The sequence below is a fragment of the Bradyrhizobium sp. A11 genome (assembly GCF_042077125.1).
Taxonomy (GTDB): Bacteria; Pseudomonadota; Alphaproteobacteria; order Rhizobiales; family Xanthobacteraceae; genus Bradyrhizobium; species Bradyrhizobium japonicum_B.
Genome location: NZ_CP149509.1, coordinates 4,855,540 through 4,877,519, shown reverse-complemented (window position 1 = coordinate 4,877,519; position 21,980 = coordinate 4,855,540). Strand labels below are relative to the sequence as shown.

Sequence of the window (21,980 nt, the reverse complement as noted above, 5' to 3'; positions counted from 1 at the left end):
CCCAAGGGTGACCCCGATGGCCCCAGCTCCAACGCCCCCCAACTATCCCCGCGAGCTGGGGCCCTTTTTTATCGAGACCGGGCGGCGACGCAGCCCGGAACTTTGCCGACGCATCACCATTCCGGTGTGCAGGCGCGAACGTAGGCGGACACCATGAAATGGATGCTTGTGGTCCTCGTCGGTGGCGTCGCGCCCGTCAAGACGGATCTCGTATTCGACAAGTTCAGCGACTGCCTGTCCGCCGAGGCGCAAATGCGACAGCATTACTCTGACGCGTTCGATGCCTGGGACCGCGTGGCTGCGGCAAGAATCGACCGGCGTAGCGACTACAGGAAAGCCCGCGAACTCGAGGCGAAAAGACTGCTGAGCAACGTCGGGACCTGTGTGCCTCATGGCGGGGGAGATTCTGTCACGCCGACGGAGCCGCCCAAGCCGCCCGCCGCACCTTCACAGCAACCTGCTGCGCCGCCGCAGCCGGCGCCGCGAACCTAGCAAGACGCGCGCCTCATCGAGAAAAAGCCGCGCTCCTGGGGAGCGCGGCCGCATTCGGAATGACGCGCAGCGCTTACCGGTGGTGGTGATGCCAACGGTGCCGCACCACGGGATATGATCCGGGGTAATAGGCGTAGGCGGGGCGCACGACGCGGCGATAGCGATAGCCGTAGGAAACGGGCTGTGTGTAGTAGGTGGTCGTGGTGTATCCGCCGCCCCAACGATACGGTGCGTCGTACCCATAATCATAGGCGTATGGCCCGCCATAATAGCCGGCGCCATAATAACCCGGACCGTAGCCGTAATAGCCATGGCCGGGGCCCCATCCATACGCCGAGGAGGCAAGCCCGCCGATCACGGCACCTGCGACTAGGCCGCCGGCAAGTCCCGGTCCCCAGCCCCGCCAATGGGCTTCAGCCGGAGACGTCGCAGCGATCGAGCTCAAACCAAGAGCGCCGGCCATCAGGGCCGACATTGCGATTTTGTTCATCGAGATACCTTTCACATCGCATGACATCCGCCCCGGAGATAACGGGAAAAATAGGCAATAGTTGCCAAGTGAAAGATCGTCCCCGCCAAGGGCCAATTCGCCTGCGTGAGAGCCCCCACGACCGAAACCGTCCCGCGCGATGTCGTCCGTTCGACTAAAGATACCGGGAAAAACTGGAAACATCAGGAGTGCCTTGAGTTGGCAGCGATGGATCCGGTGTCGTGGAGAACAAGCATCGTGGACGACGTCTTGAAGAACGCCGCCGAAACGGCCTGGACGGTGTACCGGGCGCGGCATCCCGACGTCGACGCATGCGACAGTCGGCGATGCCTGCTGGAACGCCATTTGCTCAGGAGAAGGGAAGAGCGCGAGAGCGATGCCGAAGAGCTCGTCAGTTTCGGGATAGCCTACCTGTCCCGACTTCCCAGCGACGAATGTTGACGAGCATGAAGATGCTCGTCGCGCGCGTAGCCCGCGGAAGCACAAGGCCGAGTTGGACGCTGCTGGCGATTTCGTTTCTCATCTCGGCGGTCATCGTGATCGCCTTGCGCATCGTCTTCGGCAGTTAGCAAGGGAGGCACCACTGCTGCCGGTCCGGATCGCGCCGAAGGTTGTAGGGCGGGGCAATCGCATATGGATTGCACGGGGGCCGTCTGCGGGCTTGCTCCGCCTCTCCCGCTTGCGGGTGACGCGCTCGCAGAGCTTGGCGAGACCTGCGCACGCCTCGCCCTTCGAGACGACCGCTTCGCGGTCTCCTCAGGGTGAGCCAAGCGGCATTGGTGCTTGCTGAAACTAGTAGGGGCGCATCCGGTCCTCATCCTGACGGCCGCCAACGGCGGGCGTCTCGAAGGATGGCCCCAGGCGAGAGCGCTGCAAGATGCGGTTGCCTGCTAGGGCAGGGGACTGCAGTCCAGGACCTTGATCCTGCCGGAGGTGTCAAACGCCAAGACCGCGCTCATGACACCTGTACTGGTGAGGTAAGAGATCACGGTTCCCCGGTCCGAAGGATTGAGATCGTCCAACGAGCCCGCCGGATATCGTCGGAGGTGCTCGATCCAATAGGCACGAAGTGCTTCGCGGCCGGTGACGGTCTGGACGCCGCTGCAGCCGCAGTGCACCACGGCATCGTCGGCATGCAGGTCCAGGAGCGCTTCGATGTCGCCGGCGCGGTAGGCATCAAGCCAGTCGACCGCAACGGCCATGGGGTCAAAGGAGATATTTGTCACTGAGTGCCGTCCAAACTGATTCAAGCCAGTGGGAACCAAATCGATTGCTTGTATTTTATTATCCCACCCGGCCACGGCGATATGCCGAAGGACATAGAGGACCGGGCCGAGGCAAAGTCGATGTTGGACGCGTCCGCCAAGCAGGGGATTTCCAAACCCATCCGGCTTGTGCTTGTTGATCGGCAACCGATCGTCCTGCAGGGACTGAAGTCGGTCCTCGGGACGCAGCAGGATTTCGATGTTGTCGCGTCCGCCAACGACGGGACAAGCTGCCTCGAGGCCATCCGGAATTTGTCGCCCGACGTCGCGCTCATTGCCGACACCCTGCCGGACCTGACGGCATCCGACATCCTCGCGATCGCGAAAGCCGAGAAGCTTTCGACGCGCCTGGTGTTCTTTGTCGAATCCGACGCCAACCACGGTCTGACCGCAGCGATCGCTGCCGGCGCCTGCAGCGCAATTTCGAAATATGCTGCTCCCGGCCCCATGCTACGATCGTTGCGGCTGATGGCCAAGAGCGGTGTGTCGCTGGCGCAGTCCGATCTTGTGCCAGGCGGCGAGGACGGCGACGGCAAGCTCGAAAAGATGCTGAAGCTATTGACGCCGCGAGAACGTCAGATCGCCCGACTGGTCGCGGAAGGGATGTCGAATAAGGAGATCGCGCGCCGGCTCGACGTTTCCCAAGGGACAGTCAAGGTCCACCTGCACAATATCTTTCAGAAGCTTGAAATCACCAACAGAACGGTGCTTGCGACCCTCTCGTTGTTGCAACGCACCTCCGGCTTCAGCGTGCTCGCTCTGGCGTTTCTTGCCTTCGCAATTGCCGACGAACTCAAGGCGTCGGAAGCCGAGGACACTTTTGCGCATGACGATGGCCCCGGTCAGAGCGACGAACACGCCGGCTTTGAGGTCTGGAAAAAAGCCATCCTCGCGCATCTCATCATCTCGAAATCCGGGGAAGCGACTGCTCTCACCGAGAGGGACTTGCTGGCCAAGGCAAGCCAGGCCGCGAACCCGAGCACGGCAATGGAAGTGCTGCGCGCGGCGGAGCAGCTGCTTGGCTCACAAGTCCCTGGCTTGAACGCGTTGAAGCAGGGCGGTGCTGCTGGATCGAACACGCCGAGCCTTCATGCGCTTTTGCCGCGGGAATCCCACGACGCTTCAAGCGGAGGTGTCCTTCGGGTGGAAGATCACCTTCCGCGGCTTGCTTTCCAACCGACGCCGGTCCCCGGAGGCTATGGCACTTTCGCCACTCTTGCCGGCGCGCTGATCTACGCCCTCAGCGATCCCCATCTCGCCGCGCAGGCGCATGAGTTGGATCACACATCGATCGGCAGCCTCCTGGACGGCGTTGGCGAGACTGCGACGACCAAGCTCGCCGCCATCACGCATGTCGACGCCAATCAGCCAGCGAGCTTGCATCCAGCGAACTTAACTTCGGATATCCTTGCGCACGATTTTGGCCGGGCTGCCGGCTTTGTGACCGGAAGCATTGACGTCCCGCAACAGGACGTTCGGGGGCAGGCTGGCCCGGATGCCGCGAGCGACAGCGGCCAGAAAATTGACGACGGGTTGGATCTTGGTCCTGCTTCCGGTTCCGGCGGAGATGGCCTCGATCAATTGCCGGGTGGCAAAGTCGAGAACGTCGTTCATCGCGGTGGGGTCGATACCAAATCCGGCTCTTCCGATTCCGTCCTGGATTCCGCCTCAGGACCGAACAGGATCAATCTTGCGGCTTTCGGGGCGCTCGCTTGTCTGCATTTGACGGCCGCGGTCAAATCGATCCCGCCACATACCCTCGCCTGGATCTACGATCCCGCAACCAATCAAACGATCGTCTACGTGAATCCGACAGATCGTGTGCTTGATGTCGGGGATCGCGCGCTGCTGGAAGTTCATCTGCAGGGAATTGTATCCGTCGCAGATGCGGATGTCGTTCATCCCACAGATGGCGCAGCTGTCGCCGTCACCCTAGAGCAACTCGAACGGGCGCTGATATCGGCGGCCGCCATCGATGAGACTGATCCGAGTGAGAGCCGGGACCACGCGAGCGAGAGTTCGCCCGGGACAGCCCACGTTTGGAGCGCTTCGGCCGATGACGGCTTGAGCTTCCAGTTCGCACACTTTCGGACGGGCTCCGGGACGTCGGCCAAGTCGGGCACCTTCGCACGCCACTCGGCAGATACGACCGAGGGAAGTACCGATGCCTCCGGTGTCTCGTCCTACGGATCATCAACCGCGCCCGCTCATGGTGCGTCGCCTCCGGCAACCGAAAATCTCAGTTCAAAGAGCGCTCCGGCTAGTCCGAACAGCGGCGCTCCATGGAGCGCGCAGAATGAGATCGTCCCGCCTGGCCTCTCGACGGTTGATAGTGCAAGCCATGGCAATTCTGCGCACGCTTCAAACCAGGGACAGGGAAAGAACGCGGCCGCGGGCGAGGCTGAGACGGAGTCCAAACCCGGTAACGCTGACCACGACAGTGAGCACCATTCCCAGGCTCCGGACAGTTCGCCAGGGCAAGCGAAAAAGGCAGAGGCCGGCGGCGCCGATCACGGCAAGTCGGGCTACTCGGGCAAAGCAGTGGACCCAGGCGAGAGCGACCCAAATGCCGGCAACGCCGAGCACGGTCACGCGTCGCATGATTTGAAGTCTGGGCTTGTCAAGGCGGCGAACGTGGAGAAGGCCGAAGCCAATTCCAAGCCGGACCATGACGTCGGCCATGACAAGGAGCATCATTCCCAGGCCGCGGACAATCCGCCAGGGCAAGCGAAAAAGGCAGAGGCCGGCGGCGCCGACCACGGCAATTCGGGCCACTCGGCCAAAGTAGCGGAAGCCGGCGAGAGCGACCCAAATGCCGGAAATGCCGAGCACGGTCACGCGCCGCACGCTGGTAAGCCTCTGCCTGCGAACGTGGAGATGGCCGAAGCCGAGTCCAAACCGGATCACGGCGCCAGCCATGATGAGCATCCATCCCACGCTTCCGACCCGGCATCTCCGGCAGGGAAGACAGCAGACCCGACGGCTTCGGAGCACGGCAAGCCGCCGCACGATTCGCCTTCGGCCTCACCGAACGCAGGCACGGCCGAGCCGAGCGTCGTAAGAGGGGACATCGCCGCGGGCGGAAGCCCACACCAGCCTCCGCAATCTCCTGCACCTGAAGCCCAACCGGGAAAATCTGGATCCGCAAGCAACGGCGCGGATCGTGACCTGGTGTTTCGCTTCGATAGCGGGACAGCTCCTTCCACATTCGCCCCGGCCGTCGAACTCAGAGAACATGGTGTTGCCCACCTGACGCCCGGTGAGAAAGGCTCCCCCCAGATGATCACCGAAATCGTTGCCGGCGCGCTGGACGAGCACGCAGCCCATCACGGCGTGAACGGTCCGCATCACGGCATGGGACCCGCGACCCATGATTGGTTGATCTGAAGCGCGGCGCCCTCATTGCGCGGACAGGAACATGATGGCGCGGGCCGCATCCGCGCAATTTGCCTGGAACCTGCCTGATGGAAGCTGGAACCGGGAAGGGCGCCTTGGAATTAACCTGCGGAAGGATAACCGCGGATTTTCATGATGACAAATGGTCGTTTCGCCAACTCCATGTCCACCGCCTTCCGCCATCCCGGCGTGATCGCGCTGATCGTAGCGGGGGTGACGATTGCGGCCATGCTGATCGTCGATCACGGCCCGTGGAATCGCGCCAAAACCCAGCCGGCTCATGTCGCGATGTATGCGACCACGGGCGAAGCGGCACGGGCCGCGGGGGCCAAGGTGCTTCCGACCACTCCGAAATCGCCGATCGAGCCGACGCGACCGGGGCCCAGGACGTCCCCTGTCGTCAATCCCGTGACGCCGTAATCGCGTCAGCCCTTGCGGCCGTGATTCATGAGCCCGCGGCGAACTTCTTCTCGCGCACCTCGGTCGCGTCAGCCGATCACCGATGAGGCGAGCAAGGCGAGGACGGCGAGCGCCATCAGCGCGGTGCCGAGCCAGCCCAGCGCGACCAGCAACGGCCTTGCCCTGAAGCGGCCCATGATCGCACGGTTCGAGACGATCAGCATCATCATTGCCATGATGGGGACGGCGACGATGCCGTTCAGCACCGCGCTCCACACCAGCATCTGGATGGAATCGATCCCCGTGAAGCCGAGGCCGAAGCCGATGAGGGTCGCTGCGGCGATGATGGTGTAGAAGCCGGCCGCCTCGTCCGGCTTGGCCTCCAGCGTGGCGCGCCAGCCGAAAATCTCCGCAACGCCGTAGGCGGCCGAGCCTGCCAGCACCGGGATCGCGAGCAGACCCGTGCCGATGATGCCGAGCGCGAACAATGCGAAGGTGAAGTCCCCGGCGAGCGGTCGCAGCGCCTCGGCCGCTTGCGTCGCCGAATCGATGTTGGTGATGCCGTTGGCGTGCAGCACCGACGCGGTGGTGAGAATGATGAAGAAGGCGATGCCGTTGGACAGCAGCATGCCGGAGATGGTGTCGGTCTTGATGCGGTCGAGCTCCCGTCCGCCGCCGCGCTTGAGCTCGCGCAGCGGCTCGTCGCGCGTGCCCTGGTTCATCTCCTCGACCTCCTGCGAGGCTTGCCAGAAGAACAGATAGGGGCTGATCGTGGTGCCGAGCACGGCGACGACCATGAGGAAATAATCGGCGCTGACATTGGCCTTGGGCCACACCGCGGCGAGCAGCGCCGTGCTCCAGGGGATCTTCACGGTGAAGGCGGTCGCGACATAGGCGAACAACGCCAGGGTGAGAAACTTCAGCACCGGCGAATAGCGGCGATAGGGCAGGAAGACCTGCAGCAGGGTCGAGCCCGCCGCGAAGATCAGCGCATGCTCGTGATTGAGCCCGCCGATCACGAGCGACAGCGCCTCGGCCATCGCGGCGATATCGGCGGCGATGTTGAAGGTGTTGGCGGCAACCAGCATGGCGACGAGGCCCAGCACCGCCCAGCGCGGCACGATCTGCATGACGTTGGCGGCAAGCCCCTTGCCGGTGACGCGGCCGATCCGCGCGCTGACGAGCTGGATCGCGATCATGAACGGCGTGGTGAGAAACACCGTCCACAACAGCCCGTAGCCGAATTGCGCGCCGGCCTGCGAATAGGTGGCGATGCCCGAGGGATCGTCGTCGGCAGCTCCGGTGACGAGGCCCGGCCCCAGCCGTTGCAGAAGCGTCGGCGCGGATTTCGTCGGGGTGAGGGCGCTGTCGCTCATGGAAGGGGGACCTCGATCGGGCGGTGTTTCCATAGCAAATGCTAAGGAGGGAACGTAGGTTCCACACCGCGCGGAGATCCATCATTTCTGAAAATGCTAATTCGACTTGACCGCCGGGCAAAACACATGTAGATTGCCATCATCGCAAGTCTTCTCGAACCCCGGTCGAGTGGGCGAGGGCCTCGCGTCCAGGCGGAGTCTTGAAGCGGGCGCGCCGGGAACTGCTGCGCCGCCGGGCTACTTGATGCTGACGAACATGCCCCAGGCAGCCGCCAGCGCCGCGCCGGAAAAGACGATCAGCGGGTTGTCGCAGAATGCACCGCCATAGGTGCACATGGTGACGCCGAACGAGCCGATCTCGTGATGGCTCGCCGAATAGAACAGTCCCGACAGCACCAGCAATGCAGCGGCGACGTAGTACATGGGTGATCTCTCCGAAGCTCTTCCGACAGCGCCCGCGCAAAGAGAGCAAGCGGCACGCTCAGCATGGCGCGAGGAGCTTTCATTCCGCCAAATCCGATGCGTCGGATTTGGCTAAAATTGGCGCGATTTCCGGTTTGTCCCGACCGGGCATAGGTGGATCGCGCTCATGAAGAAAGGCCCCGCATTGCGGGGCCTTTGCGTATCTTGCTTGACGGGAGCTTATCGCCGCGTACCTGCGCCGTAGAGTTCGCGCTCGCGGCCGATGTCCTGCGGCGACAGCGGCGGGCTTGCCGCATCGAAGTCGGTCCAGCCGCTCTTCTGCCAGGCCGCGCTGCGGTCCTGCAGGTTCACGGCTCGCTCGTTGAGAAGCGCATCGAGCCGCGCGCGGTCCTGGTCGGGCACCCGCGCTGACACCAGCGTGCCGCCGCGGCGAACGCCTTCGGCATAGCGCGAGGCCTCTTCCTTGGAGACGCCGGCTTCGGTCAGGGCGCCGACGATTCCGCCCGTGGCCGCACCGGCGGCTGCGCCGGCCGCCATCGAGGCGAGCCATCCTGCCGCGACGACCGGCCCGAGGCCGGGGATGGCGAGCAGGCCGAGACCGGCGAGCAGGCCCGCCGCGCCGCCGAGGCCGGCGCCGATGCCGGCACCGGTGCCGGCGCCCTCGGCGCGGTCGTCGACGCCGTCGCGGTCACGGTCGACCTTGCCGGAGCGAGAGCCGTACCAATTGTCGGAATTGTTGGCGACGATGCTGATGTCGGAGTGCGGCACGCCGGCGCTTTCGAGACGGGTCACGGCGCGCTCGGCATCGGCGTAGGTGTCGTAAAGGCGGGAGATGGTGGCTGTCATTTGCATGATTCCTTACTTGGTCGGCCTTACTTGGCGGGGTTCACGTTGCCCTGGAAGTCCAGGCTGACGTCGGTCTTGCTGCCGGCCTTGTCGGCCTTGCCGCGCCAGACGCCCTGGTCGTCCTTGTGCAGTCCGGAGACGTTGGAATATCCGGCGCCCTCGATCCGCGACTTCGCCTGTCCCTCGGTGAAGCTGTTGCGGCCCTCGACAGGCTTGTTCGAGTTGTTCTGGTCCGAGCTGTTGACGGCGTTGTTGCCCGGCCCGCTTTGCGCGGGCTGCGACTGCGCGCTTGCGGGCACGGCTCCGAGCATCAGCAAGGTTGCGGCTAGTAAGGTAAGGCGTCTCATTGTTTGTTCTCCGGCGGTGAATGTGCCGGCGACAACACGTGAGATTCGAATTGGTTGCTATCGTGCGAAGCTGCGAATGCGGCAGCAGCGTCTTGCTTCGATCGTGGTCGCGCAGGTAAGGGGCGCGAGCAACGATTGCCACACTGGTCGGAGGAACTTCGCTTCCGGCGACCGATTGTCTTCGCTTTCACAGCGGGCGAGGCAGCGCCAACCATGCAATCACGCTATCCATTGTTGAAGAGGTGGACAGCGGATGAGCACGAGCAGTTGAAAGCCATGGCTGAAGCGGGCCGGCGGCCCGACGAGATTGCACTTGCGCTTAACCGGAGCGAGGCGGCCGTGAGGGGGCGAGCCTGGCAGCACGGCATCAGCTTGCGCTCCGTCACCGCGAAGCGCGGCAAATGAGTTGCGCCGGGGTTCGAGACCGCAGACGTGCGAGGCGATCCTTGCGGGGGTACAAAAGCCTGGAATCCAGTTGCCGAGAAGCTCCGCCTCACTTCGCCGGCGGAGCCTCGGCCTGCGTCGTGGCGGGCTCCCAAGGGGCCGGCAGGATGACGCGGATCGGACGAGCCTCAGCCGCAGGCCGCCCCTGATCCTTGGTGGGCTCGGCCAGCGCCACGGACATGAGCGCGATCAGCATCGCCAGCGAGGTCGTCACAAGTCTCACATCCAGCATCGAAGCCTCCAGGGTCGTGCGTCAACGCGGGCCGCGGCCGTTGGTTCGGGTCCCGACCGGGAACAAGTGGCAATATTTGAAGTTTAAAGGAGACAGGTCCGGGATCACCGGGCCGCTGGAGGAGGACACGATGAACATCAAGACCATCATTACCGCCGCCGTGCTGACCTCGTTTGCCGCGCCTGCGTTCGCGCAGTCGTTCTACGTGGTGCAGGACGTCAAGACCAAGAAGTGCACGATCACCGAGGCGAAGCCGACCACCACCGAAACGACGGTCGTCAGCGGCGACACCGTCTACAAGACCAGGTCTGAAGCCGAGGCCGGCATGAAGACCGTCAAGGTCTGCACCTCGAACTGAGGATGCACTGAGACGACGATCGACGCCGAGCCCCCTCGGCGCTGCGCCTTCGAGAAGGCCGCGCAAGCGGCAAACGAAAGCCCGCGTGGAGCGATCCGCGCGGGCTTTGACTGATGAGCGGCTTAGGCAGGACAGTGCCTCACCCCGCGAGCGAGACGTCGATCCGTTCGAATCCCCGCACCGCCGGCAGCGACATCAGGGCGGGCCTGGCGAAATAATAGCCTTGAAACAGTGCGATGCCGGCGGCGCGCAAGATGATGAGTTCGGCCTCGTTCTCGACGCCCTCGGCCAGAACCGCGATATCGAGCTCGCGCGCGATTTGCGCCAGGCCTGAGACGATCACCTGCTTGGGCCGGCTGAGATGGATGTCGCGCAGCAGCTCCATGTCGATCTTGATCAGGTTCGGCTGCAGCCGGGCGAGCAGGCCGAGGCCGGCATAGCCGGCGCCGAAATCATCCAGCGCCGTCCAGAAGCCGAGCGCCTTGTAGGTGCGCACGATGTTCTCGACATGCGCCGGATCGCTCATCCGCTCGTTCTCGGTGAACTCGAACATCAGATTGGAGGCGGGAAAATTCACGCGGCGCGCCGCTTCCAGCGATTTCCGGATGCAGGCGCGCGGCTCGTACACGGCGTTCGGCATGAAGTTGATCGAGAGCCGCGCGCGCGGATCCACAAACAGCCGGCCGGCGGTTTCGATCGCCATCACCCGGGCGGCCTGGTCGAAGCGGTAAAGCTGCTGGTCGGTGAGCTGGCTGAGCACGCTATGCGCGCTCTCGCCGCTGGGGCCACGCACCAGCGCCTCATAGCCCCAGATCCTGTTCTCGGCGACGTCGACGATCGGCTGGAATGCCATCTTGAATTCGAACGGCAACTCCGTCCCGTCAGCGCATCCGGCGCACGTCACGCCCATCTTGCAAGTCTCCTGCAGCCCTTCACCTGCGCGGACGTTATGGCGCACCCGTTAAGGAACAGCGAAGCGTGGACGCGGACCCCGGAAAGGCATTGCCCATGTCCATTTGTGAACACAAGCAGGCGGGCCATCAGCGTCACGATCGGACGAAACACGCCTGAAACAATGCTGAAACCCGATTGTCCTGAACTCCGTGCGCCCGGGCCCCGACCAACGAAGCGAAAAGGAGATCATCATGATCCAGATCGGTTCAAAGGAAGAAGTCGCGTTCCTGCTGGCGCTGTTCGGCACCCACACACAGCCGGTGCGGCGGCCGAAGCCGAAATCGCAGCAGAGGTGAGAAGCAAACCCATGCCCGGTTTGGCCGAATGCCAGAGCCTGCTCCGGCTCCTGATCGCCAGGGGCGATCCCAAGGCCATCCCGCTCGCCAAGGGCGCCATCGATCAATATCTGAATACGGCGCCGGTGAGCTGCCGCGGACGGGGCCTGCGCGTGCTCCAGCGCGATGCACTCGACCAGCACGACGTGGCGGTCGGCGTGCAGCGCTCGTTCGCCGAGACGGTGGACGCCTATATATCGAGCGCAAGCTCGCGGAAGAGTAGGGGACTGCGCCAGGGAGGCGCAGTCAGTTCCCGGAACCCCTTGGCTTCAATTGATTTTCGATGGGCTTGCAACCTTTGTCCCCTCCCGGGCCTCTTAGGGACAAAGGAATACGCACATGGCGCGCTACTACTTTGACTTGACCGACGAGCACGGAGTCGCGCTCGACGAAGAGGGGCTGGAATTGTCCAACATGCGCGCGGTCCAGGCCGAGGCCGCCAAGTCGGTCGGCGACATGGCGCGCGACGCCATCATTTCCGCACCGGCGACCGGCGGACGGCGGAGGATGGCGATCGACGTTCGCGACGCCGGCGGGCCTGTCATGCAGGTGACATTCAGCTTCGCGATCGAGACGTTCGACGCACGAACGCCATCCGGCGATCATTGACGCGTCAGCGTCGGCCGCGATGGCTGCGGCGGTGGCGGCCAGGATTGCCCGGACTCGAGCACCGCGATCTTGCGGCCGAGCTGCCAGACCTCGACCTTGCCGTGCCGCGTGAACTGCCGCGCGAAGGCGAGGGCGGTCTCGTCGGACGAGGCCTCGAAGGCCTCCGCCGAGCGGAAGACGCCGTTCTCGCCGACGAGATAAGCGCGATATTGCTGGCTCATGTCGGCGCCCTCAGGCCGGGCGAGCGCAGCCAGGCCTCGATCTGCATGGCGGTCTCGTCCTGCCGCGCCCGGCGCAGCAGCATCTCGCGGCGGCGCCCCGGCGACAGCGCGCGCGCCTCTTCGCGGCAGCGGATGGCCTCGTCGGCCAGTCGTTCGTTGAGGGTCTTGATTTGTTTGAAACGACGCCGTTTCAGCATGGCGTACTCTCCTCGCGGGATAGAAGGGCGGGAGCGCGATTGGCGTTCTCATCACCGGTCTTGTGCCACGGGCCTTGCGGTGATGGATGAAGCCTAGGCCTGGCGCAGCGGCGAGTCTGTATCTTTTGATACGTGCGCAGATTAAATTTCGAGGCGAAGTTTGAGCCTGTTGAGCGACTTACTCAATCTGAGTGCGCGTCGATACGTGCGCTCATCTCTGCAAGCGCGTGCGCGCATGCCGCGAGCAGCTGAAGCAGCCGCCGCCCAGCTTTTTTCACGACGCAAACAGACAAGAAGGACAAGTCGGAGACGAAACGCTGAACGCGCGGCAACGCCCGCGCTGGTCAGCGCGCACCACGGGCCGTTTCCTGCGTGGCCGAGATCTCATTTGCGCTCCCATCAAAACGTCGATTGACATCGTTCTCTTTTTGTTCTAGTCAACCAACATTTCAACCTGTGGGCGAACGCCGCTGGATCGGTGTTGGCCTGATTTTTTTTCGCGGGGCAGTCGATGAGTAGCTCGCTTCTCGCTTTTGTCTTGTTGGACAACCCGGCGATGCCGGACATGTCAGCGGTCGCCAAGGTCCTTCACGCCCGGCATCCGGATTTGGCAACGGAGGCGATCGGGGACGGACCTCCGCAGCAGACCCAGGCCAATTCGCCGCTCATCCGCTGTGGCCGCGAGCTTGTTGCCGTGATGTCGATGCCCGCGTCCGTGCCGCACGACCAGGGACTGTGGGCGCGGGCCGCCACCACATGGCCGGAGAGCAAGGCGGTGGCGGCCCGCCATCGCGGTCATCTGATCGTATCGATGCTCGGAAAGAGCGAGCAGCCACTGGTCGCCGCGCGCGGCACCACCGCACTCATCGGCGCTTTGATCGCGACCATGCCGGAAGCTTGCGGCGTGGTGTGGGCCGGCCGGGTGGCGCGGCCCGCCGATCTCTGGCTCGAGATGTCGCGCGACGCGTTCGCAGCGTTTCCGGACTATCCCTTCAGGCTCTGGGTCGACATTCTTCCGTTCCGGTCAGGCGCCAGGATCGGCGCGGTGACAATGGGACTGTCCGCCTTCGTCGATCGGGAGATCGAGTTCGTCACCGCCAAGCTCACGCTTTCGGCGCTCTTCGACAAGGTAGCCGGCCTTGCCGTATATCTGATCGAGCATGGCAGCGTGGTGAAGGACGGCGACACCATCGGGGCAAGTGCGAGCGAGCGGATCCGGGTCCGTCACAAGGAGTCCGATGCGTTTGGCGGGATGCCGGTGTTTTACTGTGTTGATGAGGTCGCGCAGTGATGTCGATGAGCGACTACCATCGGTACTTGCCGCCGGACTCATTGCTCGAGATTGATCGTTTGACACGTCGGGCAAAACACCGGCAGAATGGCATCATCGAAAAAAGCCGATTAAGCTCGCGGGAAGCCGCGGGCTTTATTGTTGTGCGACCGATCGCGCTCTTCACCGCGTGTGTCGCGGGTACGATGTTCAGTGAGATGCAGTCGTGACTGACGAAAAAGAGAATTCTGTGCCGAAGCGACCGAGAGCACGCAAGCGCCGCTTCCACCAGATAAGGTACAATCTCAGCGGCCGGCCCGGCTTTTGGATCGCGGACGAAAGCGTCCTTCCTCCCTACCAAGTATCTCGATTGCCGGCTTCTACGCCGCCTGTGCCTTACATGTTCGATAAATCGGACGGCCGTCCGCCCGGCGACCTGGAGCTCTGCTGGGGGTGGTGGCTCATTTCGGATCGAACCAAGGCTGTCTTCGAGAGGATGGATCCGGAAGCCTTCGTTTTTGTGCGATGCGACGTGCGACTACCGAAAGGTAGCTATCATGGGCCGGACTATTGGATCTGCGATGTTGTTCGCGTCCTCGATGCGGTGGACGAAGCGCAATCGCATTTGCAGATCGGAATTCGGGACGATATCCGCTACATGGACCATGGCATGAAATATTACGAATTCCCTCTCGGATACAAGCTGGTCTTCAGAGAAGACGTGATCGGCACGGCGCACATCTTCCGCATGGCCTACAACGAGGCGACAGTCATATGCGACCAGGAGTTCAAGGACGCTTGCAAGTCGGCGGGGTTGAAGAAGATCCATTTTGCCGACACTTCGAAAGGCGAAATTTGACTCTCTCCTTCCCGAGGAATGAAGTCCTTTCTCTCGTCGAGGGTGTGCTTTCCTGAAACACAAGCGAGGGGCCGTTTCGGTTCGGCTATGACTAGTTGCGGCGGGCCGAAATCCATTTACTTTATGAGGTCGCGCAGTGATGGCGAGGATGCGGCTTAGGAAGGCACGCCCGGATCCTCCTTTTCAGTTCCGCGCGCCACGATCTTAAGCTCCTCGTCGGCAAGTGGACGCTGCAAAGATTTTGCCTCGTCCCACGGCGCGCCTAGCCAAACGTCCCACTCGTCGGAAGAGGTCAGCAGAACTGGCATGGCCTTAGGGTGTATCGGTTCTACGACCGCATTGGGCGCCGTCGTGAGAAACCCATAGACCTGATGCGGCCCCGGCACGGGTTTCGACTTCGTGCCCCGATCGCCATTGAAGGTGGTCCAGATCCCGGCGAATGCAAACAGCGGTCGCTCCTTCGCGCGCGCGAACCACACCACATCTTTCTTCTTCGTCTCTGGGTTCGGCTCCGGGGCATATTCGGCAAAGCTGTTGGCGGGCACGAGGCAGCGGTGCTCCGGCTTGAGCCAGGCGCGCCAGTGTGGCGACGACGTGTTGCGGATGTTGGTGACGGGCGGGCCGCCGGTGCGCGGTGGTGGCGGCATGCCCCAGCGCATCATCACTAGCTCGCGCTCGCCGCCTGCGTTGCGAATGACGGGGGCGGGGTAGTCCGGAAACACGCCCGGCATCGGCGGCAAATTGCCCTCGTAGCGGCGGACGATGCGGAACAGATCTGCGATGGCGGCTTGATTGGTAGTGATCGAATAGAGATTGCACATGAAATGGATTGTCCCTTATCGCTCGCCCGGCCACCAGATCGAGGGCGGGTGGTCGGCTGAAATCTTCGTTGGCCTCAACGCCACAAGCGTACTGCGCTTATACGGGTAGCCGCGCAGCTGCGAACAGTCCTTGCAGCGCATGTAACGTTCGAGTTCGTGCACCGGTGTTGTCTTGGGACGCCGGATGATGTCGAGTGCTACGGTTTGGTTAGTGTCGCAGCCGAGACAGCGAACTTCGAGGTATGGATATCCTCCATTGATCGCGTCGCCAATCGTGGGCGAGGGCTGCGCCGGCCCCTTGTACCCTAGCATACGGTAGTTCCACGCCTCGCAGGCGAGCTTGTCAGCCTCCTTGCGCGCGTCCCTGGCGCGTTCGGCCGACATCTTGATCTGAGTGCCGAAGAGATATTGGCGCGACTTCGTGGACATCCGATCATCAAAGGCATGCACCAACTGCGTTGGCAAATTGTCGATTCCTAGTGGGCGGGCAGGACGGAGAGACACTGCCTGTCGTGGCTGTGGACAACCCAAACCCTCAGATGCTCACCAACTGTCGGCCTGTCCCTTTGCAATCAACACAAGCGCAATCGGGTCCGACAATCTCTGGTGCGAACTTGCCCCAGTTACCGTCGCCTCCGCATTCGAGGCAGCGGATCTCTCCGGCGCCGCATCCGAGATCTCTGACGTCTGCCGCGACTTTGGTGTTGCAGTTGTTGGCGCAGAAAACCCGCATCCGTGTTACCAAGGCGGCGTCCGTCTCAGTCATCTCTATTGTCCTCATCCAAAGGATCGGGTTGAAAGCCAGGCGGCATGGCCGGCGGGTTCGACGCATCCGCTCGATTGCAGACGGGGCAGGGCATTCCTGCTCCGCACTCGCAGGCACGCGGCCCGAAAGACGGCCTGTCCGGATGATTCTCGCAGACCCAGCGCTGATTGTCGCAGCGTGTGCAAAACTGAATCAAAGGTCCTCCCTCAATCCCTTGAAGAAGGGATGCCGCACCTTTCCCTCCGCCGACTTGGCGCGGTACTCGACCTCGGCCAACAGCTTCGGTTCGACCCAGATGCCCTTGTGGGCGATGCGCTTGGCGTACGGCTGCGTCCTGCGCCGCAGCGGCTCCAGGCGCTTCTGCAGTTCGGCGGCGGATGTCTTATCGAACCCGTGGTCGACCTTGCCGGCGTAGATGAGGTCATCGCCCTTGCGGCGACCAAGATACACGCCGTCCCATTTTCCTTCGTCGAGCGCGAAGCCTGCGATGGTCAGGGTCTCTCGCTGGCGGCAAGTCGTTTTGACCCAATTGTTATTCCGGCCGCTGCTGTAGATGCTGTCGCGGACCTTGGAGACCACACCCTCAAGCCCGACCTTGCAGGCATGCGCGAACATCTCGCGCCCTTCCAACTCGAAGCTCTCGCTGAACTGCACGTCGGTCCCGGCGATGATCTTCTTCAGCTCGGCCTTGCGCTGAACCAGCGGCAGGCGGCGAAGGTCGCGGCCGTTGAGATACAGCAGGTCGAAAGCAACCAGCACGATCTTGGACGACTTCCCCTTCAGCTCGTTTTGCAGAACCGAGAAATCGGTGGTGCCGTCCGCCGCCGGGACGACAACTTCGCCATCGATGATCGCCGCCCCTGCCTTGATGCGCCAGGCATCGTTAGCGACTTTCTTGAAGCGCTTGGTCCAGTCGTGGCCGCGACGGGTGTAGATGGTGGCCGCTTCATTGGCCAACTGCACCTGAACGCGGTAGCCGTCGAACTTGATTTCGTGAATCCACCGCTCCCCGGACGGCACCCTCTCGACGGTGGATGCCAAGGCCGGTTCGATGAATCCCGGCAACGGCGCCTTGACGCCGATCCCCGGGGACTTCCGCTGACGCTGAGACGCCACCAACCAACTCCACGCAACAAACTCATTTGATTCGAATCTTTCTGCGCCGATTCGTTCCGGGCTCGCCGCCGCTACAGAGAGGCTTTAGGAACCAACTGAATCCTCTGTCGTTTTCGCAGTGCATGGAGGTGCACTATGGCTAAAGCAAAGAAGCAGACCGCTCGCGGTCGCAAGCAAGACCGCGCGCGCGTGGCGGGTGGCCAGAAATATGAAGTTGGTTACGAGGCGAAGAAGACGGGGCGCTCCGCCTCTGCCGTGAAGAAGGCAGTCAAGAAGGTCGGCAGCAGCCGGAAGAAGGTGGAGCGCAAGCTGGGGCGCTGACAATCCTTCCTGGCTCCCGCTTGGGTCAGAGTGAGCCGGTCGCGTCAGCGACCGGCTTCTTGCGTTGTCGCCCGCCTATTAGGAATCTTCTCAACGCAGGAACTGCAGCAATCACCGTGGAATTGAGTCGCTGCTGGCTCGCCGCCGAGCTGGCGGAGCGGCCCCGGCCATACCCCCATCCCCTGCGACGCCGGGGCCGTCTCTCCGCCAACGCGCGTTTCCGAGTGAGAGTATGCGTTCATCGCCTCCGATCATCCCAATCGATCGCCTCGACCGCGACATTTATTTGGTGCTTGAGGATTCTGGCGCACGTGCCGGTTGTGCTTGGCGCGAGACCGACGAGCAGGATACCGACTGCGACCACCATCATCCGCGATCTGCTTTACGGCGAATACACCTATCCGGTGCGGATCGTGGTTTTCAACGCAATCGAGGGCCCCGCGCGCGACGCGACCATCGAGATTGCAGACGAGCTGGCCTAGACTGTCGCTGAGAACGCCGATATCGGCAACGCCTTCGTCGAGGCAAATTTCACGCGCCCGCCGGCTCGTCAGTTGCGGCTCCCCCTTAGAGCGTTCCCTTCCTGGAACCAACAAACCACCGGTGCGTTTTGATGCTGCACGCAGTTGTTGGGGAGGGAGTGATGGCCGACAGCCGGCGTCGCGTTAAGCACACCAAGACCTTCAAGGAACGTCTCCTTGAGGAAGCTGCCAGATTTCGCGCGGAGGCAGATAAACTGCCCCCTGGCACCCAACGTGAGCTACTGATGAAGCGCGTGTACCAAGCCGAGAAGGCGGTGGAGATGAGCGATTGGCTGAGCAAACCAGCCAGTAGCCCGCCCGCTTCGCTCGGCAATCTCTTGAAAGCGACCTAGTCCTCTTGGATCTTCGCGCTGATGTAGATTTGATAAAGTGGTTTGCGGGCTTCCGTCATGACTTCAAGCCTCCAGTCCTCGCCTGGGCGAAACTTGCCGTCAATATCTTTGAACAACTCGCCTGCAAAGCGGGTCGCTTCACGCCAAGCAGCTTCATCGTCCGGTAGTTCTTCGCCGGCCTGATCAGTGCTAGGCTGAACGTTATGCACATTGAAGAAATACTTTGGCATAGCAATAGAATGCCGTTCGACTGATGCTGTTCCGGAGCGACGCGGAGTCTGAATGAAACTGCTGAATGAATACCTAGAGCGCGCAGTTCAGCTAGAAGCGCTAGCAGCCGATGAGAGCGATGGGCCGTTCAAGACCCAATTGCTGGTGCAAGCACAATCCTATCGCAACCTCGCGGCAAAACGTGCCAAGGACTACGGGCTTCCGATGCCTAGTCCTCCGGAGCCAAAGGTTGTTTGACTCGTCGGGCAAAACACCGGCAGAATAGCATCATCGAGACGAGTTTGTTTTGCGCCCGCGCCGGACTTCCGCCGCGGGTTTTTTGCGTCTCGATCCTGAATTGAGTTGGCTGAGTTTTCAAATGGATGATCAAAATGACTGAAGTGGTGAAATTCAAACTTCTTTCCGAGCATGCTCTGGCGAGAGAGGCCGCTCGCCGAGCCCTGAAGCAGCGGACGTTGACCGAAATCAAGTCGCTGGCGCGAACGCATACGAATGTCGCCGTTAAAACTCTCGTGCAGGTCATGCGCGACAAGGAAGCTCCTGCCCATGCCCGCATCATGGCGGCCAATGCCATTCTTGATCGGGGATGGGGCAAGCCGCTGCAGCCGATCGCCAGCGAAGACGGCAAGCCGTTGGAATTTGTTCACCGTATCGAGCGCGTGATCGTGCATCCCGGCGACACGGTGACGATGGAAGCGCAGATCGAGGAAAGCGTGCAGCGCATGCCGATCAGCGTTCTCGGCAGCGTCGGCGCGACCAACGATTTCGATGTCTCTCCCGAAGAGCTTTGGCTGCAATCGCAGGAGCAGACATGAGCGACATACTTCAGAAGCTGCTTCCGCGTGCCGAGCCAAAGCCGGAAGCCAAATGGCCGCAATGGATCGCCGACGCGCTTGCGTACAAGCCCGAGAGTGCCGCCCCGGTGGCGGACTCTCCAACCAGAGCGGTCACACCGGAGACCGGCGACCGCCGCAACTTTCGGGTATCGATGCGCGTCTCAAACACTTGAAGCTTAAAGCCCGCGGCGTGCCGCGGGCTTTTTGAGAGCCGATGTCGGCTGCGGAGGACCGAGCGGACATCTTCAGAGGGCCAGAGCATTGCGGCTTATGACCCGAAGCAGACAGTACGTTAAGTCGACCTGTTAAACGCCGTCGTCTAAGCAAGGTAAAGACCGGCGGTTCCTGCGTCCGGCCAGCCAGCTCATTGCTGCACGGCGATATTCCAAAACAGTCCTGATGCGCTAGACTGGACGCGGGAACCTTAGCGTGGGCGCAATGCTGAAGGCTACGACTGCTGACCAAGAAAATGGGCTGGATCGCGACATCCCGATCGCGGTCGCCACTATGCCGGCGTCTCAATCTCAGCGCAGAGCGGCGGTCATCACCGTTTTTTGCCTCCTTCTCGCGGCGGTCTCGATCGCTCCCTTTGCGAAAGTTCAACTCCCTCGCATCGATGCGTTCATTCCGGTCCTGCAGACAGTCCTCAGCACCGCAGACTTTCTTACGGCGACGATCTTGTTCGCACAGTACTCATTCCAGCCTCAACGGGGGCTGTTGATCGTCGGGATCGCCTACCTCTTCAGTGGATCATTTGCCTTTCTTCAGACCTTGGCATTTCCCAACGGATACGCTCCATCCGGCGTGATCGGAGATGGCTTCAATAGTCCGGCTTGGTTTTTTGTCCTATGGCATACGACCTTTCCACTGACCATCCTCGCCTACGCACTGCTCAAGGACAGCTCTCCGTCCCCAAGCGCCCATGGAGAAAAGGCAGGCCAAAGGATCTTGCTGGCCGTGCTTTGCACGTTTGTTGTGATCGCATTTGCCGCCTGGATCGTGACAACGGGCGTTGCTCATCTGCCGAGTTTCTATGCGGGCAGCATCGTCGAGCAGACCAGACTGGGCAATCAAGTTAATGTCGCCCTTTGGTTGCTGGGGGTGACCGTCATGGTGATCTTGTTCGTTCGGCGCCGCACCATCCTGGATCTTTGGCTTATCGTCACTCTGCTTGCCTGGACACCCAATTTCCTGGCGGCGGCCGCGGCGAATTCGATACGCTTCTCGCTCGGCTGGTACGCCGGCCGCGGCTTCGCACTGGTTGCGAGCTGCACCTTGTTGTGCGTCTTGCTGACAGAAATGACCGTGCTCTATTCCCGTCTCGCGAGCGCACTCATTTTGCAACGGCGAGAGCGTGTCAATCGGCTCATGAGCATCGATGCCGCTACTGCAGCCATAGCCCACGAGGTTAGGCAGCCGCTCAGCTCCATCGCGTTGAACGCCAGCACGGCAATCAGCCAGGTTCGCGAAACGCCTCCTGATCTGGATGATCTGGATATCATGCTCGAGGAGATAGAGGCCGCTAGCCATCGAGCTGGTGCAGTTATCACCAGCGTTCGCCAGTTGTTCGGGACAAGATCCGAAGACAGGTCGGCCGTGGACGTCAACAAGATCGCGGAGCAGGCGGTAGTACTGTTGCAACACGAATTGCACCTGAACGAGGTGCGGACGAGTACCGACTTCGCCGCCGACTTGCCTCAAGTGGCCGGGGACGCGACCCAACTTCAGCAAGTCGTCCTGAATCTCGTCAAGAATGCTATCGATGCTATGCAGGCCAGGCCTGCAAATGCCAGGCTCTTGCAGATGGCGACGCGACGAAGCGGCGCTACCTCTATTGTGTTGTCCCTTTCCGACAGCGGCCCGGGAATATCGAAAGAGAGCCAATCCCGGATATTTGATCCGTTCTTCTCGACCAAGCCGACCGGCATGGGATTGGGCCTCGCTATCTGCCGCTCGATCGTCGAAAATCACGGAGGAGGCTTGCGGCTCGCCGAGTCGAGCGCCATGGGCTCTACTTTTGAAATGACGCTGTCGGTCGATCAACGAACTTGACTGGACTGCTCAATCGAGTGGATCAATGATCTCGCGTCGAACGGTTTGACCAGATAGGCAAGAAACCCGCACTCCATCGCTGCATGCCGTGTTGCCTGGCTGTCATTCCCCGTGATGTAGATGATGGGGATTGAGTGGCCCGCATTCCTAAGTTGGATGCCTAGCTCGATGCCGGAATCGCGTCCAAGATCTATGTCGAGCACGATGCAGCGGGCTCGCGCGACCTCCGTATAACTTCGCAGGTCCGAGGCCTTGCTGAAGGCGACGGTTTCATAGCCGTGCTTGCGAAGCAATCGTTCCAGCCCACGCAACAACGCAGGATCGTCATCGACCACGAGAACGGGCTTGTCCGGCAATGCAGGAGGTCTCCAAAATGATGCGTATACCTAGGCCGGTTTGCCGGATTTTGATATTGGCCGTTGGTTCAAGCAGCGCTTCAATGAAGCAGCG

31 protein-coding genes and 1 pseudogene are annotated in these 21,980 nt (G+C 62.0%); 17 read left to right on the top strand and 15 right to left on the bottom strand.

Annotated elements, in window-relative coordinates; genetic code table 11:
• The first annotated feature begins 153 nt into the window (after positions 1-153).
• Positions 154-492 (top strand): hypothetical protein, encoded by a 339-nt coding sequence (locus tag WI560_RS22980; protein WP_375304987.1) that lies wholly within the window; start codon positions 154-156, stop codon positions 490-492.
• 73 nt (positions 493-565) lie between these two features.
• Here WI560_RS22980 and WI560_RS22975 read toward each other — a convergent pair whose 3' ends face one another.
• Positions 566-982, bottom strand: a complete 417-nt coding sequence (locus tag WI560_RS22975) for a hypothetical protein (RefSeq protein WP_375304986.1) — start codon at positions 980-982, stop codon at positions 566-568.
• Between the two features lie 237 nt (positions 983-1,219).
• Between WI560_RS22975 and WI560_RS22970 the strand changes: the two genes are divergently transcribed.
• Positions 1,220-1,423, top strand: a complete 204-nt coding sequence (locus WI560_RS22970) for a hypothetical protein (RefSeq protein WP_375304985.1) — start codon at positions 1,220-1,222, stop codon at positions 1,421-1,423.
• A 5-nt stretch (positions 1,424-1,428) separates the two neighbouring features.
• Positions 1,429-1,551: a hypothetical protein gene (locus WI560_RS22965; RefSeq protein WP_375304984.1), complete on the top strand. Its 123-nt coding sequence runs from the start codon at positions 1,429-1,431 to the stop codon at positions 1,549-1,551.
• A 321-nt stretch (positions 1,552-1,872) separates the two neighbouring features.
• Here the strand turns inward: WI560_RS22965 and WI560_RS22960 are convergent, their stop codons facing one another.
• Positions 1,873-2,208: a nuclear transport factor 2 family protein gene (locus WI560_RS22960; protein WP_375304983.1), complete on the bottom strand. Its 336-nt coding sequence runs from the start codon at positions 2,206-2,208 to the stop codon at positions 1,873-1,875.
• Between the two features lie 3 nt (positions 2,209-2,211).
• Between WI560_RS22960 and WI560_RS22955 the strand changes: the two genes are divergently transcribed.
• The gene (locus WI560_RS22955; protein WP_375304982.1) at positions 2,212-5,634 is read left to right on the top strand and encodes a LuxR C-terminal-related transcriptional regulator; all 3,423 of its coding nucleotides are present in this window, start codon (positions 2,212-2,214) and stop codon (positions 5,632-5,634) included.
• A gap of 144 nt (positions 5,635-5,778) precedes the next feature.
• Positions 5,779-6,063 carry a hypothetical protein gene (locus WI560_RS22950; protein ID WP_375308887.1) on the top strand — a complete coding sequence of 95 codons (285 nt, stop codon included), beginning with the start codon at positions 5,779-5,781 and terminating at the stop codon, positions 6,061-6,063.
• 68 nt (positions 6,064-6,131) lie between these two features.
• Here the strand turns inward: WI560_RS22950 and WI560_RS22945 are convergent, their stop codons facing one another.
• The 5 genes from WI560_RS22945 to WI560_RS22925 all read right to left on the bottom strand — a co-directional run bounded on the left by WI560_RS22945 (position 6,132) and on the right by WI560_RS22925 (position 9,710).
• Positions 6,132-7,418, bottom strand: coding sequence for an NRAMP family divalent metal transporter (locus WI560_RS22945; RefSeq protein WP_375304981.1), 1,287 nt, complete (start codon positions 7,416-7,418; stop codon positions 6,132-6,134).
• A 237-nt stretch (positions 7,419-7,655) separates the two neighbouring features.
• Positions 7,656-7,841, bottom strand: a complete 186-nt coding sequence (locus WI560_RS22940) for a hypothetical protein (protein WP_028137711.1) — start codon at positions 7,839-7,841, stop codon at positions 7,656-7,658.
• 219 nt (positions 7,842-8,060) lie between these two features.
• Positions 8,061-8,687: a hypothetical protein gene (locus WI560_RS22935; RefSeq protein WP_375304980.1), complete on the bottom strand. Its 627-nt coding sequence runs from the start codon at positions 8,685-8,687 to the stop codon at positions 8,061-8,063.
• Between the two features lie 26 nt (positions 8,688-8,713).
• The gene (locus tag WI560_RS22930) at positions 8,714-9,034 is read right to left on the bottom strand and encodes a hypothetical protein (protein WP_375304979.1); all 321 of its coding nucleotides are present in this window, start codon (positions 9,032-9,034) and stop codon (positions 8,714-8,716) included.
• 493 nt (positions 9,035-9,527) lie between these two features.
• Positions 9,528-9,710, bottom strand: coding sequence for a hypothetical protein (locus WI560_RS22925; RefSeq protein ID WP_257175739.1), 183 nt, complete (start codon positions 9,708-9,710; stop codon positions 9,528-9,530).
• Between the two features lie 130 nt (positions 9,711-9,840).
• Between WI560_RS22925 and WI560_RS22920 the strand changes: the two genes are divergently transcribed.
• The gene (locus WI560_RS22920) at positions 9,841-10,068 is read left to right on the top strand and encodes a hypothetical protein (protein WP_375304978.1); all 228 of its coding nucleotides are present in this window, start codon (positions 9,841-9,843) and stop codon (positions 10,066-10,068) included.
• 139 nt (positions 10,069-10,207) lie between these two features.
• On the opposite strand, the gene WI560_RS22915 is transcribed toward WI560_RS22920, so the two are convergent.
• Positions 10,208-10,978, bottom strand: a complete 771-nt coding sequence (locus WI560_RS22915) for an EAL domain-containing protein (RefSeq protein WP_375304977.1) — start codon at positions 10,976-10,978, stop codon at positions 10,208-10,210.
• A 718-nt stretch (positions 10,979-11,696) separates the two neighbouring features.
• Between WI560_RS22915 and WI560_RS22910 the strand changes: the two genes are divergently transcribed.
• A complete protein-coding gene (locus WI560_RS22910) occupies positions 11,697-11,966 on the top strand; it encodes a hypothetical protein (RefSeq protein ID WP_375304976.1) in 270 nt (89 codons plus the stop codon).
• Here WI560_RS22910 and WI560_RS22905 read toward each other — a convergent pair.
• Positions 11,960-12,187: a hypothetical protein gene (locus tag WI560_RS22905; RefSeq protein ID WP_257196428.1), complete on the bottom strand. Its 228-nt coding sequence runs from the start codon at positions 12,185-12,187 to the stop codon at positions 11,960-11,962. The two genes, WI560_RS22910 and WI560_RS22905, sit on opposite strands and share 7 nt — an antisense overlap.
• Entirely contained in the window at positions 12,184-12,384 is a 201-nt protein-coding gene (locus tag WI560_RS22900) for a hypothetical protein (protein WP_375304975.1), read from the bottom strand. Before WI560_RS22900 ends, WI560_RS22905 begins: the two co-directional genes overlap by 4 nt.
• 556 nt (positions 12,385-12,940) lie before the next feature.
• Between WI560_RS22900 and WI560_RS22895 the strand changes: the two genes are divergently transcribed.
• Genes WI560_RS22895 through WI560_RS22885 form a run of 3 tightly spaced genes read left to right on the top strand, consistent with a single transcriptional unit; the run spans position 12,941 to position 14,513 of the window.
• The gene (locus WI560_RS22895) at positions 12,941-13,675 is read left to right on the top strand and encodes a DUF4261 domain-containing protein (RefSeq protein ID WP_375304974.1); all 735 of its coding nucleotides are present in this window, start codon (positions 12,941-12,943) and stop codon (positions 13,673-13,675) included.
• Positions 13,676-13,680: 5 nt separating this feature from the next.
• The gene (locus WI560_RS22890) at positions 13,681-13,884 is read left to right on the top strand and encodes a hypothetical protein (protein ID WP_375304973.1); all 204 of its coding nucleotides are present in this window, start codon (positions 13,681-13,683) and stop codon (positions 13,882-13,884) included.
• Positions 13,881-14,513, top strand: coding sequence for an imm11 family protein (locus tag WI560_RS22885; protein WP_375304972.1), 633 nt, complete (start codon positions 13,881-13,883; stop codon positions 14,511-14,513). Before WI560_RS22890 ends, WI560_RS22885 begins: the two co-directional genes overlap by 4 nt.
• 155 nt (positions 14,514-14,668) lie before the next feature.
• Here the strand turns inward: WI560_RS22885 and WI560_RS22880 are convergent, their stop codons facing one another.
• From WI560_RS22880 to ligD, 3 genes are all read right to left on the bottom strand, one after another.
• Positions 14,669-15,334, bottom strand: coding sequence for an SOS response-associated peptidase (locus tag WI560_RS22880; RefSeq protein WP_375304971.1), 666 nt, complete (start codon positions 15,332-15,334; stop codon positions 14,669-14,671).
• Positions 15,335-15,349: 15 nt separating this feature from the next.
• Complete coding sequence (locus tag WI560_RS22875) at positions 15,350-15,763, bottom strand: hypothetical protein (protein ID WP_375304970.1); 414 nt, start codon at positions 15,761-15,763, stop codon at positions 15,350-15,352.
• Positions 15,764-16,292: 529 nt separating this feature from the next.
• Positions 16,293-17,216 (bottom strand): non-homologous end-joining DNA ligase, encoded by a 924-nt coding sequence (gene ligD, locus WI560_RS22870; RefSeq protein WP_375304969.1) that lies wholly within the window; start codon positions 17,214-17,216, stop codon positions 16,293-16,295.
• Between the two features lie 135 nt (positions 17,217-17,351).
• Between ligD and WI560_RS22865 the strand changes: the two genes are divergently transcribed.
• The 3 genes and pseudogenes from WI560_RS22865 to WI560_RS22855 all read left to right on the top strand — a co-directional run bounded on the left by WI560_RS22865 (position 17,352) and on the right by WI560_RS22855 (position 18,411).
• A complete protein-coding gene (locus tag WI560_RS22865; protein WP_375304968.1) occupies positions 17,352-17,537 on the top strand; it encodes a DUF3606 domain-containing protein in 186 nt (61 codons plus the stop codon).
• 232 nt (positions 17,538-17,769) lie between these two features.
• Positions 17,770-18,151, top strand: a pseudogene (locus WI560_RS22860) (hypothetical protein).
• A gap of 29 nt (positions 18,152-18,180) precedes the next feature.
• The gene (locus tag WI560_RS22855) at positions 18,181-18,411 is read left to right on the top strand and encodes a hypothetical protein (RefSeq protein WP_375304967.1); all 231 of its coding nucleotides are present in this window, start codon (positions 18,181-18,183) and stop codon (positions 18,409-18,411) included.
• Here the strand turns inward: WI560_RS22855 and WI560_RS22850 are convergent.
• Positions 18,408-18,641, bottom strand: coding sequence for a hypothetical protein (locus WI560_RS22850; RefSeq protein WP_375304966.1), 234 nt, complete (start codon positions 18,639-18,641; stop codon positions 18,408-18,410). The genes WI560_RS22855 and WI560_RS22850 overlap by 4 nt on opposite strands.
• 52 nt (positions 18,642-18,693) lie before the next feature.
• Between WI560_RS22850 and WI560_RS22845 the strand changes: the two genes are divergently transcribed.
• The 4 genes from WI560_RS22845 (at position 18,694) to WI560_RS22830 (ending at position 21,530) form a co-directional block, all read left to right on the top strand.
• Positions 18,694-18,879, top strand: a complete 186-nt coding sequence (locus WI560_RS22845) for a hypothetical protein (protein WP_375304965.1) — start codon at positions 18,694-18,696, stop codon at positions 18,877-18,879.
• A 134-nt stretch (positions 18,880-19,013) separates the two neighbouring features.
• On the top strand, positions 19,014-19,457 hold the full coding sequence (locus tag WI560_RS22840) for a hypothetical protein (RefSeq protein ID WP_375304964.1): 444 nt from the start codon (positions 19,014-19,016) through the stop codon (positions 19,455-19,457).
• The gene (locus WI560_RS22835) at positions 19,454-19,651 is read left to right on the top strand and encodes a hypothetical protein (RefSeq protein WP_375304963.1); all 198 of its coding nucleotides are present in this window, start codon (positions 19,454-19,456) and stop codon (positions 19,649-19,651) included. Before WI560_RS22840 ends, WI560_RS22835 begins: the two co-directional genes overlap by 4 nt.
• Positions 19,652-19,916: 265 nt before the next feature.
• Positions 19,917-21,530, top strand: coding sequence for an MASE4 domain-containing protein (locus WI560_RS22830; protein ID WP_375304962.1), 1,614 nt, complete (start codon positions 19,917-19,919; stop codon positions 21,528-21,530).
• Here the strand turns inward: WI560_RS22830 and WI560_RS22825 are convergent.
• On the bottom strand, positions 21,518-21,886 hold the full coding sequence (locus WI560_RS22825; RefSeq protein ID WP_375304961.1) for a response regulator: 369 nt from the start codon (positions 21,884-21,886) through the stop codon (positions 21,518-21,520). The genes WI560_RS22830 and WI560_RS22825 overlap by 13 nt on opposite strands.
• Positions 21,887-21,980: the final 94 nt, after the last annotated feature.

Excerpts from the sequence above, each read along its gene's own strand:
- WI560_RS22980 (WP_375304987.1), top strand. The coding sequence starts at position 154 with ATGAAATGGATGCTTGTGGTCCTCGTCGGTGGCGTCGCGCCCGTCAAG.
- WI560_RS22975 (WP_375304986.1), bottom strand. The coding sequence starts at position 982 with ATGAACAAAATCGCAATGTCGGCCCTGATGGCCGGCGCTCTTGGTTTG.
- WI560_RS22965 (WP_375304984.1), top strand. The coding sequence starts at position 1,429 with ATGAAGATGCTCGTCGCGCGCGTAGCCCGCGGAAGCACAAGGCCGAGT.
- WI560_RS22950 (WP_375308887.1), top strand. The coding sequence starts at position 5,779 with ATGACAAATGGTCGTTTCGCCAACTCCATGTCCACCGCCTTCCGCCAT.
- WI560_RS22945 (WP_375304981.1), bottom strand. The coding sequence starts at position 7,418 with ATGAGCGACAGCGCCCTCACCCCGACGAAATCCGCGCCGACGCTTCTG.
- WI560_RS22940 (WP_028137711.1), bottom strand. The coding sequence starts at position 7,841 with ATGTACTACGTCGCCGCTGCATTGCTGGTGCTGTCGGGACTGTTCTAT.
- WI560_RS22935 (WP_375304980.1), bottom strand. The coding sequence starts at position 8,687 with ATGACAGCCACCATCTCCCGCCTTTACGACACCTACGCCGATGCCGAG.
- WI560_RS22930 (WP_375304979.1), bottom strand. The coding sequence starts at position 9,034 with ATGAGACGCCTTACCTTACTAGCCGCAACCTTGCTGATGCTCGGAGCC.
- WI560_RS22925 (WP_257175739.1), bottom strand. The coding sequence starts at position 9,710 with ATGCTGGATGTGAGACTTGTGACGACCTCGCTGGCGATGCTGATCGCG.
- WI560_RS22920 (WP_375304978.1), top strand. The coding sequence starts at position 9,841 with ATGAACATCAAGACCATCATTACCGCCGCCGTGCTGACCTCGTTTGCC.
- WI560_RS22915 (WP_375304977.1), bottom strand. The coding sequence starts at position 10,978 with ATGGGCGTGACGTGCGCCGGATGCGCTGACGGGACGGAGTTGCCGTTC.
- WI560_RS22910 (WP_375304976.1), top strand. The coding sequence starts at position 11,697 with ATGGCGCGCTACTACTTTGACTTGACCGACGAGCACGGAGTCGCGCTC.
- WI560_RS22905 (WP_257196428.1), bottom strand. The coding sequence starts at position 12,187 with ATGAGCCAGCAATATCGCGCTTATCTCGTCGGCGAGAACGGCGTCTTC.
- WI560_RS22900 (WP_375304975.1), bottom strand. The coding sequence starts at position 12,384 with ATGCTGAAACGGCGTCGTTTCAAACAAATCAAGACCCTCAACGAACGA.
- WI560_RS22895 (WP_375304974.1), top strand. The coding sequence starts at position 12,941 with ATGCCGGACATGTCAGCGGTCGCCAAGGTCCTTCACGCCCGGCATCCG.
- WI560_RS22890 (WP_375304973.1), top strand. The coding sequence starts at position 13,681 with ATGAGCGACTACCATCGGTACTTGCCGCCGGACTCATTGCTCGAGATT.
- WI560_RS22880 (WP_375304971.1), bottom strand. The coding sequence starts at position 15,334 with ATGTGCAATCTCTATTCGATCACTACCAATCAAGCCGCCATCGCAGAT.
- WI560_RS22875 (WP_375304970.1), bottom strand. The coding sequence starts at position 15,763 with ATGTCCACGAAGTCGCGCCAATATCTCTTCGGCACTCAGATCAAGATG.
- WI560_RS22865 (WP_375304968.1), top strand. The coding sequence starts at position 17,352 with ATGGCTAAAGCAAAGAAGCAGACCGCTCGCGGTCGCAAGCAAGACCGC.
- WI560_RS22855 (WP_375304967.1), top strand. The coding sequence starts at position 18,181 with ATGGCCGACAGCCGGCGTCGCGTTAAGCACACCAAGACCTTCAAGGAA.
- WI560_RS22850 (WP_375304966.1), bottom strand. The coding sequence starts at position 18,641 with ATGCCAAAGTATTTCTTCAATGTGCATAACGTTCAGCCTAGCACTGAT.
- WI560_RS22845 (WP_375304965.1), top strand. The coding sequence starts at position 18,694 with ATGAAACTGCTGAATGAATACCTAGAGCGCGCAGTTCAGCTAGAAGCG.
- WI560_RS22840 (WP_375304964.1), top strand. The coding sequence starts at position 19,014 with ATGACTGAAGTGGTGAAATTCAAACTTCTTTCCGAGCATGCTCTGGCG.
- WI560_RS22835 (WP_375304963.1), top strand. The coding sequence starts at position 19,454 with ATGAGCGACATACTTCAGAAGCTGCTTCCGCGTGCCGAGCCAAAGCCG.
- WI560_RS22830 (WP_375304962.1), top strand. The coding sequence starts at position 19,917 with ATGCTGAAGGCTACGACTGCTGACCAAGAAAATGGGCTGGATCGCGAC.